Annotated in this window: 10 protein-coding genes; 1 reads left to right on the top strand and 9 read right to left on the bottom strand. The window is 30.2% G+C overall.

Annotation, left to right across the window (positions count from 1 at the left end):
- Window positions 1–90: 90 nt before the first annotated feature.
- Entirely contained in the window at window positions 91–1,656 is a 1,566-nt protein-coding gene (hcp, locus tag CLRAG_RS12485; protein ID WP_063601579.1) for a hydroxylamine reductase, read from the bottom strand.
- A 107-nt stretch (window positions 1,657–1,763) separates the two neighbouring features.
- On the opposite strand from hcp, the gene CLRAG_RS12480 reads away from it, so the two are divergent.
- Window positions 1,764–2,456 (top strand): Crp/Fnr family transcriptional regulator, encoded by a 693-nt coding sequence (locus CLRAG_RS12480; RefSeq protein WP_063556602.1) that lies wholly within the window; start codon window positions 1,764–1,766, stop codon window positions 2,454–2,456.
- 30 nt (window positions 2,457–2,486) lie between these two features.
- Here the strand turns inward: CLRAG_RS12480 and CLRAG_RS12475 are convergent, their stop codons facing one another.
- The 8 genes from CLRAG_RS12475 to CLRAG_RS12440 all read right to left on the bottom strand — a co-directional run.
- Window positions 2,487–3,734: a sensor histidine kinase gene (locus CLRAG_RS12475; RefSeq protein WP_063601581.1), complete on the bottom strand. Its 1,248-nt coding sequence runs from the start codon at window positions 3,732–3,734 to the stop codon at window positions 2,487–2,489.
- A gap of 3 nt (window positions 3,735–3,737) precedes the next feature.
- Window positions 3,738–4,436: a response regulator transcription factor gene (locus CLRAG_RS12470; protein WP_065078735.1), complete on the bottom strand. Its 699-nt coding sequence runs from the start codon at window positions 4,434–4,436 to the stop codon at window positions 3,738–3,740.
- A gap of 386 nt (window positions 4,437–4,822) precedes the next feature.
- Window positions 4,823–7,369: an ABC transporter permease gene (locus CLRAG_RS12465; protein WP_065078734.1), complete on the bottom strand. Its 2,547-nt coding sequence runs from the start codon at window positions 7,367–7,369 to the stop codon at window positions 4,823–4,825.
- A gap of 19 nt (window positions 7,370–7,388) precedes the next feature.
- Window positions 7,389–8,069: an ABC transporter ATP-binding protein gene (locus CLRAG_RS12460; protein WP_065078733.1), complete on the bottom strand. Its 681-nt coding sequence runs from the start codon at window positions 8,067–8,069 to the stop codon at window positions 7,389–7,391.
- Between the two features lie 264 nt (window positions 8,070–8,333).
- Window positions 8,334–10,043 (bottom strand): methyl-accepting chemotaxis protein, encoded by a 1,710-nt coding sequence (locus CLRAG_RS12455; protein WP_065078732.1) that lies wholly within the window; start codon window positions 10,041–10,043, stop codon window positions 8,334–8,336.
- Window positions 10,044–10,462: 419 nt separating this feature from the next.
- Complete coding sequence (locus CLRAG_RS12450) at window positions 10,463–11,329, bottom strand: YitT family protein (protein ID WP_065078731.1); 867 nt, start codon at window positions 11,327–11,329, stop codon at window positions 10,463–10,465.
- Between the two features lie 306 nt (window positions 11,330–11,635).
- The gene (locus tag CLRAG_RS12445; RefSeq protein WP_065078730.1) at window positions 11,636–12,049 is read right to left on the bottom strand and encodes an OsmC family protein; all 414 of its coding nucleotides are present in this window, start codon (window positions 12,047–12,049) and stop codon (window positions 11,636–11,638) included.
- Window positions 12,050–12,354: 305 nt separating this feature from the next.
- A partial coding sequence (locus tag CLRAG_RS12440) for an efflux RND transporter permease subunit (protein WP_065078729.1) occupies window positions 12,355–14,765 on the bottom strand: 2,411 nt, incomplete at its 5' end.

Raw genomic sequence — 14,765 nt, 5'->3', positions numbered from 1 at the left:
TACAAAAAGTTTTTAGTGTGATGCATTTTATTAGTATATGGCTTGTATAAGTAAACTTTCTACTTAGAAACTCTCTATATATATTCTATCTTATTTCAATATAGCTTTTAAATCATCATCTACTGTTGTAGTAGGCTTTATGCTAAATTTATCAACTAAAACATTCAACACATTTGATGAGAAAAATGCTGGAATAGAAGGTCCTACATAAATGTTTTTGATTCCAAGGGATAGTAAAGTAAGCAGTATACATACAGCTTTTTGTTCATACCATGACAGTACTAGTGTAAGAGGTAAATCATTTACTCCACATTTAAATACATTTGCAAGTGCTAAAGCAATCTGTATAGCAGAATAAGCATCATTACACTGACCAACATCAATAATACGTGGAATACCTTGAATATCTCCTAAATCTAAATCATTAAAACGATATTTGCCACAGGCAAGAGTTAATATAAGACTGTCCTTTGGTGCTTTTTTCACAAATTCAGTATAATAGTTTCTTCCAGGTTTTGCTCCGTCACAGCCTCCTACCAGGAATATGTGCTTAATTCCTCCATTTTTAATTGTTTCTACTATTTTATCTGCTACACCAAGCACTGCATCATGGGCAAATCCAGTTGTGAGAACACTTCCACCATTTATACCTGTAAAATTTTTATCTTCAGTATATCCACCAAGTTCAAGTGCTTTATTTATAATTTCACTAAAATCTTTTCTTCCATTTTCATCTGCCGTAATATGTTTAAGTCCAGGGAATCCTACAACATCTGTAGTAAATATCCTATCTGAATAATTTTCATTTGGAGGTACAAGACAATTAGTTGTAAATAATATAGGTGCAGGAATATTGTCAAATTCCTTTTTTTGATTCTGCCATGCAGTACCAAAGTTTCCCTTTAAATGTTTATATTTTTTAAGTTCAGGATATCCATGTGCAGGAAGCATTTCTCCATGAGTGTATATATTTATTCCTTTTCCCTCTGTCTGTTCAAGGAGCATCTTTAAATCATATAAATCATGGCCTGTAATAACTATAAATGGTCCTTTTTCAACATTTGTAGTTACTTTTACAGGAGCTGGTTGTCCATAAGCAGATGTATTAGCTTCATCTAATAATGCCATACACTTTAAGTTGACACCGCCAAATTCCATTAAAATGTTTAGCCACTCTTCTACTGAATGCGTTCCCCCAACTGCTCTCATACCTTTATAGAACCAATCCATAACTTCTTCGTCTTTTTTACCAAGCTTATAGGCATGATATGCATATGCTGCCATACCACGAATTCCAAAAAGAAGTGTAGAGCGAAGGGATACAATATCAGTATCTCCATCCCAAAGTCCATTAAAATTAAATTTGCTGTCAGCTTGAAATTTTTCACTTTGTACTTCTACGGCATTTATAATTTCATCAATCCTTGATACATCAAAATTTACATTAGTAACAGTTGAAAACAAACCTTCCATCATAACTTCATCTGCAGCTTTATCTCTATTTTTTCCTTCAGCAGCATAGGCAAGTTCTATGAGTTTACATGTAAGCTTATCCTGTTTATTTGCAACATCAGGCTGCTTTCCACATGCCCCTACTTTTGTACACCCACTTCCACAAGCAGTTTGCTCGCATTGAAAACAAAACATATTATCCATATTTACACCCCATAACCTTATTATTTTTTAATTGCTTTTATGAGATGAGTATAATATAATAATGGTAATAAATCGGTATCCTCTGTTACCAAATTAAAGGTGATTAAATGTTTGAAAAATATGTAGATATATTATCAAAAATTAGCTTATTTCAAGATATTACTAAAGAAGATATTACTGTCATGCTAAATTGCATTAAACCTAAAATCAGTCAATTCAAGAAAAATGATTTGATTGCTATAAGTGGAGATGAATTTAAAAGCGTTGGAATTGTAATAGCTGGGAAAGCTGTTGTAGTAAAGGAAAATGCTGCAGGAAACAGAATGTTTATGACAAATTTGAATCCAGGAGACATGTTTGGTGAAATGGCTGTTTTTTCAGGAAAATCTGTACTTCCTGCTACCGTTGAAGCCCAAGATAAGTGTACAGTTTTATTTTTACCTGGTGAAAAAATTATAGGTGAATGTAAAAACATGTGCTCATGGCATCGTACACTTATCCGTAATATGTTTAAAATTATATCCAATAGGGCACTAGTACTAAACAAACATGTAGAGTATTTAAATATCAAAAACTTGAGAGGTAAAATAAGTACCTTTTTAATAGAACAATATAAAAAATCAGGAAAAAGTACTTTCAAACTTCCCTTAAAACGAAATGAATTAGCCGAATTTTTAAATGTTTCAAGGCCTTCCCTTTCACGGGAAATGTGTAATATGAGAGATGAGGGACTCATTGATTTTAACAGATCATCTTTTCATATTAAGGATATTGAAGGATTGAAAAATATGTCAGAGTAAACATAAAATCTATAAGTAAAAAATCTCTATTTAATTTGTATTTAAAAAAGTAATAGTGAAAACAGTTCCCTTACCTATCTTACTTTTTACATCAATCATACCACCGTTTCCATCGATTATGGATTTTGAAAGGGCAAGACCAATTCCAATAGATTCAGTACTTTTATTCGTCTTTCCCTTATAAAATCTTTCAAAAACATGTTTAAGTTCTTCTTTCGGTATTCCTTCTCCATTGTCTTTAACTATGATCCTGGTACAAACCTGACTTACTTCAGTAAACACATTAACTTCCCCACCAGACTTCGTGTGTTCAATTGCATTCTTAATTACATTTACAATTGCTTCACTTATCCAATTATGATCATGCTTTAACATAATTTTATCTCTGCCAGGATAAAATTTGAGTTTAACATTCTTACTTTCTGCTTTTATATCTAAGAATTTTAAAGATTCCATTACAGTTTTATTTATATCTAAACTTATCATTTTAAACTTTATTGCACCTGCATCTAATTTTGCAAGTTGGAGTAAGCTTTTCACAAGCCATTCAATTCTATTTAATTGGTTTTTACTATTTTCTAAAAATTCAATTTTCTTATTATCATCTATCTTTCTATTCAAAAGTATATCGTTATATATTATAAGGGACGAAATTGGAGTTTTTATTTGATGTGATATATCCGACAGAGTGTTAACTAAAAAATCTTTTTCATGCTGTATTTGTGAAAAATTATTTTTTAAAATCACCCTCATGTTATCAAAAGCATAGGCGAACTTTGCAAAAGTACCTTCTGCATTTTCATAAATTCTTATGTCAAAATTATAATCTAACATATTTTTTGCTGCTAGTATAAGTTTTTCAAGTTTTTTATATATTCTTATATATAAAATAGCATTTGTTAAAAACACTATTGCAAAAAAACAAACCATAGAAGTAAGTAAAAATTTAATTAAATTTCTATAGTTATTTTCCAATTGAGGCATCAAGCCTATATTCAATTCTGTGCTATATCCATAATATTTTAGTATTTCTCTTCCACTTTTTATATCTTCCCCACTGCTATTTTTCGTTATAATAGCTACCACTTCATTTTTCAATTCAGGATGAGTCTTTACTATTTTACCAACAACAGCTGCATTATTATCTACATAACTATCCTTTATTCTTTCATAACTCTTATCAATAGTATAAGAACTTATAAGTATTGACAATAAAGCTAAAATCAATATAATACAGGAACTTTTCCTAATTTCCGGATTTTCATAATACTCCTTCATATTTTACTCCTTTTCAACTTCCAAATCCCACTCATATCCAAATCCTCTTTTTGTTTTTATATACTTAGGATTTGAAGAGTCCTCCTCTATTTTTTCTCTTATCCTCTTTATATACACGGAAAGCGTATTTGTATCGAAGTAATCTCCACTTCCATCACTAAGCTTGTCTAGTATTTCTTCTCTATTCATAGCCCTTTTTGGATTAGTCATAAAAAGCAATAACAATTTATACTCTTGCATAGAAAGGGACATATCACATCCATTTCTATAGGCTTCTAATTTGGTTGTATTTAAAACAATTTTTCCAGATTTTAATATATCACTCTTATCCGAATTGTTTTTTTCCGTTCTTCTCAAAATTGCCTTAATTCTAGAAATGAATTCTTTTACTCTAAATGGTTTTGATATATAATCGTCCGCACCTATATCAAGTCCTAAAACAACGTTTACTTCTTCGTCACAAGCAGTTAGAAATATTACTGGAATCTGGCTTTTTTTACGTATATATTTACATACATCATATCCACTTCCATCTGGTAACATTACATCCAGTATAATAATATCAAAAGTTTCACTGTCAAAAATTTTTTTAGCTTCACTAACACAGGAATACCTTTTCACTTCATATCCCTCATCTTGAAGAGTAAAATCAATTCCAAGTGCCAGTGCCTCATCATCTTCTAGAAGTAATATTTTATTCAACTTAGCACCTCCACAATATATCTTTAAAATATATTCTATACACTAAATAAGGTTTTTGTCTAGTTATATACACAAATTGATAAGCACCAGATGAAATATTTTTTTATCTGGTGCTTATCAATAGTTATCCGTGTAAATTCGCAGCCAATGGCACTGTATATTTAATTAGAGAAACAATTTGTTTTCTTTACTTTTTATTTGACTTTCTATCTTTTACAACCATAATAATTATAGCAGCGCAAATAAGTCCAGCAACAAACATAAAACCAAACCTCATATAACCACCTTCTACAAGATTAATTTATGGGATTCTCAGTGAAATTTAGCAGCATATGGCCTATATCAAACCAATTTTTAATCTAGAAACCCTATATAATATATTACACTTAATCTTCTTGTCTTATGACATCTATTATATTTTCTCTTTTAATTCTAGCTAAAGGTTTTATTACAGATATTAACCCTATAAATATTGCAGCTAATCCGCTCACAAGTATCAAATTCCATGGAATATTCCACTTAAAATCAATAATTTTTCTCATAGGTGATGATACTGCATAAGATAACAGACTGCCTACAATACCGCCATAAAATGCACCATATAATCCATATAAAACTCCTTCTTTTAATATCATCTGTCTTATATTTTTATAAGTCATGCCAATAGCACTTAAAGATGCTATTTCTTTTTTTCTTAAAATCAGGTTTGTAGTTATAGTATTTATTATATTAACTGCACCTATTAGGGAAATTACAGCTATAAATCCATACATAAGTACCATAAGCTGCAGTATATTCCCCCTAGCAGCTTCAGCTTGTTTGGATATATCAACAGCCTTTACTCCTTCTTTATCACATATTGGTTCAATAAAACTATTAAACTTATCCTCATCTTTTTTATCCTTTAAACGTATTTCAGATATTTTAACAGGCATCTTATTTAAATCTCTGCCAGTAATATTCTTCATCACATCTTTTGTCATTATAATATGAAAAAGTTTGAGATTATCTGAATAAAATTGATATGGTGCATCATCTACTACTGCTGCTACTTTTACCTTTATCATATTGTCTTTATTAAACTCTTCATTTTCCTTTTTGTTCTTATCAATATAATCTTCTCCCTGTACTGGTCTATACATCATATTTTTATCAATATAAATAGTATCTCCAACTTTTAAATTAGTAATTGAACCATTATAGTATTTTTTATTTACAGTTAACATACTATTCTTTACTATGACAACACCATTTTCCTCAGCCATATTTGAAGTATCTACCTTATCAGATTTAATATAGCTTTTAATGCTTCTAATCTTGTCCTCATCATAAATATCAAACAATGTTGTTATAGAACTCATCTTTTTATTTTCAAATGTTACATCACTATAAGTCTTAGGTGCATTTTTGACTAAGTAGTCATTTCTCTTTTCATTTGGAATCAACATACTAGAAGAATAAGTTCCATAGGATACATATTGTTTATCTACAAGTTTACTTTGATTTACTTTGTTTATAATATTTTCTTTAAGAGAGCTTGCTCCCTTTTTATCAACTACACCAATTAATTCAAAATTCATTTTTACATCTTCAGACTGTGAACCTGTAAAAATTGTCATCATATTTATAAAAGATGAAAAGAATATAAAAAGTGTTATACTTATTACCATTGAAAAAACAGTAACTCGGAATTTTTTCTTATTTCTCTTTATATTTTTAAATGCCATTAAACTTTCAATGTTCAAAAATCTTTTTAAAATATTTCCCCTCTTTTTGCTTATCTTTTCCTTTGATATAGATGTCCTGCTGCTTATAGCAACTAAAGGTGATACCTTTGATGCAGCTCTTGCTGGAATAAATGCAGATAAATATATTGAAACCACTCCAACTAATGCACTTATAACAAGCACATAGTAGGGAATTACTATTTTTAAATTGTTAAACGCTGTATCTGACATTATACTAAATATCTTGCTCACTACAAACATTGCAAATATTCCAGACAAAAGCCCAAGTGGAATGCCTATTGCACTTATTATGGATGCTTCTCTCAAAACTATTTTTCTAATCTGTGCTGGTGTCGCTCCAACAGCTCTCAAAAGTCCAAATTGCTTCATTCTCTCAATTACACTTATCTGAAAAGAATTATATATGACGGCTATCGTTGCTATTACAATTATACCTATTATTACACCTGCTATACCATATAATTGTTTATTTAAATTACTACTGCCTTCACCTGAATAGTCCAATAAATCTTTATTTAAAATACAGTTGTCTTTAAATTTATTACTTAATTCTGATACGGTATTTGATATTCCTGCCTTTTTGTATATGCTCACATATACTGCAGATTTTTCTATATTAAATATAGTAGAATAAGTCATGCCTAAAGCTGTACCATTGTATTGAGTTTCAGCCTGATTTTGAATAATTCCTGTAATTTTAAATTTTTTTTCTTCTCCTTGATCTGTCTCAAATTTTATAGTATCTCCTATTTTTAGATCACCCTTCATATAACTAAATGCCCAGTTTTCAATTGCTATTTCTCCTTCTTTTTCAGGAAGTTTTCCCTTTACTGCATTATAGCTTTTAGGTAAAAATCCTAAAGCAGATTTATTGTATTTATTAATTTCAATCTTTTTTCCATCTTTTAAATTACTTTCAAACCACTTTTCTTGGATACCTACTTTTTCAATTTTAGGATTAGCTTTTAACTGGTGGTAATCATCTGCAGTCATTTTTTGAATCTTAACGTGGTAACTTCCATTTTGTTTTATAGCATTTTCAACAAAGGAATTTTGGAGACTTTTAATAAATAATCCTACTGCCGTAATCAATGCTACAGAAAGTATTACTCCTAAAATAGTGAGCATTGTTCTCTTTTTGTTGTGTTTTAAATATTTATTTGTTATTTCCTTGTAACTATTCATCTTATATCACCTCCCTACTTTAAATTGATTTATCTGCTTTTATTTCTCCATCAAATATAGTAATAACCCTATCTGCTTGTTCTGCTACATTTATATCATGGGTTATGATAATTAAAGTTTGATTATATTTTTTTGATGATAACTTTAAAAGTTCTATTACTTCTTTACTATTTTTGCTGTCTAAATTTCCAGTTGGTTCATCTGCAAGTATAAGAGCTGGTTTATTTATAAGAGCTCTCCCAATTGATACCCTCTGCTGCTGACCTCCTGATAACTCGGATGGAAGGTGAGTTATCCTTTCTTTTAATCCAAGCATACTTATTACTTCATCTAAGTAACCTTTATCTGCTTTCTCCCTATCCAAAAGTGATGGAAGAGATATATTTTCTTCTACATTTAAAACTGGTATGAGATTAAAAAATTGAAATACAAACCCAATATTTCTTCTCCTGAATATAGCTAATTTTTCTTCATTTAACCTATATATATCTTCATTTTCTATATACACTTTTCCAGATGTTGGCCTGTCAAGTCCTCCCAACATATGTAGAAGTGTACTTTTTCCAGAACCAGATGCCCCTATTATTGCTACAAATTCACCTCTATTAACAGTAAATGATACATTCTTTAGAGCTTCAACTTTATTTTGTCCCTTGCCATAAGTTTTTGATAAGCTTTCAACTTTTAATATTTCATCCATATTGTTATCCCCCTCTATATCCTGATTTACTTTAAATGACTAAATAAAAAACTTTTTATTATGTTTTCTTAATTCATTATATTTTTTTAAGTAATCTATAACAATAACTAGACTCTTACAATTAAAACATGAAATCTTACATTTCTGTAAGTATACAATTTTGCAATTTAAACTCATATAATAAAGTCTAAATATTTTTGACATTAAAAGCAAAACCCCAACTTAATTTTAAGTTGAGGTTTTGCTTTTAAAAATGTACTAATACTATAACTTAAATTTACCTATTTCTTCTTTCAATTTTCCCATGCTCTCACTTGACATTGCTATTTGTTCAACTATACTGTTAGTTTTAGAATTAACATCATCTATCTTTTTGGCAACATTTGTTGTACCTTCAGCTCCCTGTGATGAGGCTTCAGCTATCTGATCTATAGTTTTTAGCATATCACTTACTGATGTTGAAAGGTGCCTTGAAGTATTACTAAAGTTACCAACAAGATTGTTTACAAAGCTGGCATCCATACTATAACTTTCTGCTGCCTTAATCATAAATTTGTAGTCATTACTTATATCCTCAGATAAAAATTTTAACAACTTATTTGAACTTTTGGATAAAGTATCAACTGCCCCAGTAACTTTTTCCGTCATATTTTTTATCTCAGTAACTGTGCTATTGGATTCTTCTGCAAGCTTTCTTACTTCATCAGCAACTACAGCAAAACCTTTACCAGATTCCCCTGCTCTTTCAGCTTCTATAGCTGCATTCAATGCTAGTAGATTAGTTTGTTCCGTTACTTCCATTATGGTTTCTGAAAGTATATTTATTTGCTGAACTATCTTAGAATTTTCAATGGCATCTTCAAGTTCCTCCTTAGTCTTTATAAAAATAGATTCAGTTTTTTTCTGTGATTTAGTTACATTTTGCTTAGTTTCCTGTCCTCTTTTATCTATATTATTAGCTTCTATATCACCATCTTGAGATTTCTTTGCAATGTCCTCTATAGCCTTTCCAATTTCTTCTGATGCAGCGGCCATTTCCTCTGAAGAAGCTGCTGTCTCCTGCATTCCTGCTGCAATTTCTTCCGTTGTTGCAGATACATCTTGTATATTATTTGACAGTTCATTAACATTATTGTTTATGTCCTCATTTATTGAAATAACGTTTTCAATTGATTCATTAACTCCCTTCATTATTTCTTTTATATTGAATATAAATTTATTTAGGCTTACAGCTAATTCACCAATTTCATCTTTGGAATCAATCTTTATTTTTTGTGTTAAATCTCCACCCCTTTCTGACAATAAGTCCAATTCCTTCTTCATAATGCTTAATGATTTTACTATACCTTTTGTAACTGTTAGTCCAAATGTAAGTAATAATATGGATAAAATTAAAATAATAATTATGTATACATTTCTAGCTTGTACATATATATTATTACCTTGAGTGCTTGCTGAAGCAGCCATCTTTTTATTAAAATCAACAAGCTTTGAACAGGATGAAGAAAACTTATCAAATGCTTTTTTTGAATCACCATTCATAATTTTCATAGCATCGTCAGTCTTCAATTCTCTACTTAACTGTATAACTTGCTTATGCATATCAATATACTTATTCCACTCATTCTTAACATCCTGAATTAAATTTTTGTCTTCAGTATTATAGATGGACTTTTCATATAATTTGATTTCACTGTTTATCTGAGTAATTTTGCTTTGCATTTCTCGTTCCTTTTCATTCATTGTATTAGAATCCACAGCAATTATATGTTCATACTCTAAAACTCTAAAATCAGAAGTCATATCGCTAATGTTTTGTGAATGCTGCATTGCCGGCATCCATGTTTCATCTATAATAGTAGACTTTTTATTGACTGAATCTAAAGTTATCAGCGAATATATTCCTAAAGATGTAATTGAAATAATCACAGCAGCAACTAATAGTATTAGCTTACTCTTTATTGTTTTTGGCATATTATCCTCCCCTAAATTTAAACTGTTTACACATTTTGAATTAATTTACATCAATTTAGTTATAACTCCCATTAACTAAATTACATTTGAGTTATATATCGTGCCCAAATTTAATTCCTTTACATAATAAAAGTAATTGACAACGCTTACTCTTTTAATCCTAAAAAATCCATTACAGTTTTACAAATACTAAAAAAGGACTTCTATAACATAACTATTATAGAAATCCCTTTCTTTATCTTTATCCGATGACTACCTGCTCTAATACTCCCACTTCTCCAAGTGGTAGTAAAGAGCAGCTACATCCCTGGATAACGATTTTCCCTAAAGGATAACGCCTTCTAAGTGCTGAAGCACTAAGAAGCCTGTTAATAAGCATCAGGTGGAGTCAAAACTCCATCTGATGCCAAGAACTCTGTTTATATAGCTTTTTTAAATCCTTTTCCCATTATTTCAGAAGCATCAGATATACTTATAAAAGCTTTTTTATCACAAGAAGTAACAATCTTTTTTAATTCAGGTAATTGAGATAAAGGAATTATACAAAAGAGTATCTTTTTTTGTTTTTCCGTATAGGCACCTTCTCCATAGAGCATTGTTACTCCACGGTTAAGGTCTTCAAGTATACGTTTAGTAACCTCTCTTTCTTTATCAGTAATAATGATTACCGATTTAGATTTATATAACCCTTGTACTACTTTATCCAGTACAGCAGATGTTAAATACATGGCTATTAACGTATAAAGAGCATTGGATATTCCAAATATAAAAGCACTAATGGAAACTATAATAAGATTTATACCAAAAGATGTTTTTCCTATATCAAAATTAGAATACTTTTTTCTAATGAGCATAGATATTATGTCCAAACCACCTGTAGACCCATGATATGAAAACACAATACCAAATCCTATTCCATTTAAGACTCCCCCATAAATACAATAAAGTAAATTATCATTAATATGTAACATGTTTGATATAGGTTGTGTAAGAATTAATCCTATAGAAAACGTTAACATGCCTATCAATGAATAGATAGTAAATCGTTTATTTAATTTTACTATGCTTAATATAAATAGAGGAATATTTAATATAAGTACAACATATCCTGCTTGTATTTTAAATAAATATTGTATTATTAAAGCTATTCCAGTAACACCACCGCTTAATAAATGAGCATGAGTTAAAAACATGTTGACACTAATACATCCCAAAAAACTTCCCAGAATAATAAGCACTACATTTATAATGTCATCTTTTTTTATAAATTTCATAATAAATTTCATATCTTTATAATGACCCCCCTCGCTAACTAGTATATTTATTATAATAGTTTTTTTCCATGGGTTCAATATTATAGAAATTTAATCAAGTGATTTTTAGATTCAGATAAAGTTTGCTTATAAGGATGACTTTCTCCAGCTGAACCTTATTAACAGTATTCTTAGTATATTTAGCACTAAGAATACTGTTAATAAGCATCAGGTGAAGTTAAAACTCCATCTGATGCCAGGGACTCTGTTTATAAGGCTTTACAGATATATATATAAATTAGCATAAAAATTATTTACTCTCTATTTTCTAATAAAATATTATTCTTTTCTTTTTACTTGTCCTTTAATAATGTTAGGTTGTGATAAGATGGCTGCAATACTACAATTTTTATCAACGAAATCGTTCATCTTTTCAATTTCCTTGTCATCTGCATCTGTTTTAACTAAGATATCCACTTTGATGTTTAAGCCTATTCCATTCTCAACTTCATCAAAATCACTGCTGATTTGAGCTTCACATTCTTCTAAATTAATTCTCCTTTTCTGAGCATAACTACTTATCACCATTAGCTTGCATCCAGCCAAAGCCGCTAATAGCATTTGGCCTGGTATCGCACCCTCATCCTTTCCACCATTTTCAATTGAATGGTCCATAATATATTCATGATTTCCTACTTTAGCACGTACTTTAAATGTTCCATCCAATTTTGCATTACATTTAAGTGTTAACATTACAAACTCACTCCCTCAATAATTTATCATTCTAAGTTAATCTTTATTTGCATTTTAATGTGTTTGTATATAATATGTAACTTTCTATTGTAATGTAAATAAATCTTTATAATTTTTTTACTCTACCTTCAAGTTTATCTGATGGCTACCTACTGTAACACTCCCACGCACACAGCGAAAGCGACTATACCAAATCAAAGATTTGGAATATCTGCTTTTCTATCAAAGTGGAAGCTAACAGTAGCTACGCCCCTAGATAATTCATCTAAACTTAGTGGTAGAAACAAACTTCCATTAAGTAAGATTCATTGATTATTTACTAAAGAATAAATTACTGGAACGACAATAAATGTTAAGAAAGTAGCTGTTAAAAGACCAAACATCATAGCAACTGACATAGGACCAAATAGTGCACTTCCTGAGAAAGCTAGTGGTATAAGTGCTGTAATAGTTGCTACAGAACTCAATATTATAGGCCTGAATCTTTGGCTTACAGCATACATACAAGCGTCATCTACAGAAAGCCCATCTTCTCTACCATTATTTATATATTCAATAAGAAGTATGGCATTTCTTATAACAACTCCAATTAAACTTATTACACCCATAAAAGCTGTAAGTGACAAATCCATTCCAAAAGCGTGAAGTCCTATTGACACTCCTATAAGGGACAGCGGCAGTGCACACATTATTACAAAAGGTTGTACAAATGATTTAAATTGAACAAATAAAAGTATATATACTATTGCTAAAATAAGTACACCTGCTATGCCAAGGCTTGTAAAGTACTTACTTATTTGAGCCTTTTCCCCATCATATATAACTTTTACTGGTTCTAAATTCATTCCATCTATTTTTTGCTTTAATGCATTTTCTATATCAACTGAATTATATCCACTTTTAACATCACTATAAACAGTTATAGTCCTATCCTCTTTATAATGCTTTATCTCATCCAGCTCTGAGTTAAGCTTAATAGATGCTACCTCATATAAAGGCACTTTCTTCTTAGTAACACTTGATTCAATATATAAATTTTTAAGGTCCCCTACAGATGAAATATTTGTTTTAACCATGATGTCATATTCACTACCATTTTTCCTATAAACAGAAGCTGTATAACCTTTAAGTGCAATATTTATCTGCTGCAGAATATCTGATTTCAATACTCCAAGTTGTGATGCCCTATCTTCATCTATATTTATTTCATATTGATAACTTTTTTTAGCTGCATCATCTCTTATATTCATAGTTCCAGATATATTTTTCAATTGCTGCTGTATTTTTTCAGAAGCATTCTCAATCTGATCTAAATCATCTCCAGTAATTCTCAAGCGCACTGGTGCCCCTATAGGTACTGCTTCTTCAAGTTGTTTTACTGTAGCTGTACCTCCTGAAATTTTGCTATCCAATTGTTCTTGAATATGCTCAACCAATTCCTGTCTTGTCTTGAACCTTTTAGTCTTATCCAAGTCTACCTTTACCATAATTTGAGCTTTATCATTAGAAGGATTAACTGTAGGCAATGTTACATAAAATGGAGGCATACCACCACCTATAGCTGAAGTATAAGTTGTAACTTCTTTTTGCTCTTTTAATACACCTTCTATATTTTTTACAAGCTTACTAGTACTTTTTATATCGTCAAATTTTTCATTTGCAACATCTATATATACTTCATTCTTATCTACATATGGAAAAAGCTGCATTCCGAGTGTTTTAATTAAAATTAATGCTACTACAAAAACAGCTAGTGCTGCCCCAATGATACTCTTCTTGTGTTTAAGTCCATATTTTAAAAGGTTCTCAAACATCATACGAATTGGATTTTTTCTGGTACTTTCCTTGCTTTTTCTAAAAAACAATGCAGACATAACTGGAGTTACAAACAATGCAGATAAATAAGAGCAAATTACACATATTATAACAACCTGCGGCAGGCTTTTTAAAAACTCACCTACTTCTCCTGATATTGATAATAGAGGTAAAAAAGCTCCTACAATAATTAGAGTAGATGTAAATACTGGAACAAACAGCTTCTTTATGCCATTAAATGCTGCTTCATCCCTTGTCATGCCTTCATCTATTCCAACCTGTATGACATCTCCTATTACTATGGCATCATCAACAAGTATTCCAAGGGCTATAATAAGTGCTGTAGTTGACATCTGCTCAACTTTAATTCCAAGTGCATACATAATGATAAATGTCATGCAGATAGATATAGGTATAACTGCAGATACTACCATTGAATTTCTAAAGCCCATACCTATAAGAACAGTTACAATTACAAGTATTATTCCATCTCTAAGATTTTTCATAAAGAAAGAAACAGAATCGCTTACGTCTTTAGGCTGAAAAGTAATCTCATCTATAGTTAAATCCTTTGGCATCTGCTTTTTTATCGTATCTAATTTTTTTGTTATATCTTTTCCTATTGGAACTATATTTTTATTTTTTTGAAAATACCCTGCAAGTAATACCGCATTTTGGCCATTGTCAATAAATTTATAATTTGAATCATCATCATAATCCATATATACTTTAGCTATATCCTTGATTCTTACGGTTTCACCAGTACTGCTTGAAACTCCTACAACAGTATTTTCTATATCATGCAGTGAACTAAACATACCGGTTGTATTTACTTTTATTTTACCTGTTGCTAAATTTAAAGATCCCGACGGTATGTCTACATTTTGTGCACTTAATACAG

It is taken from the genome of Clostridium ragsdalei P11 (assembly GCF_001675165.1).
GTDB classification, from domain to species: domain Bacteria; phylum Bacillota; class Clostridia; order Clostridiales; family Clostridiaceae; genus Clostridium_B; species Clostridium_B ragsdalei.
This window is presented reverse-complemented; position numbering and strand designations above follow the sequence as displayed.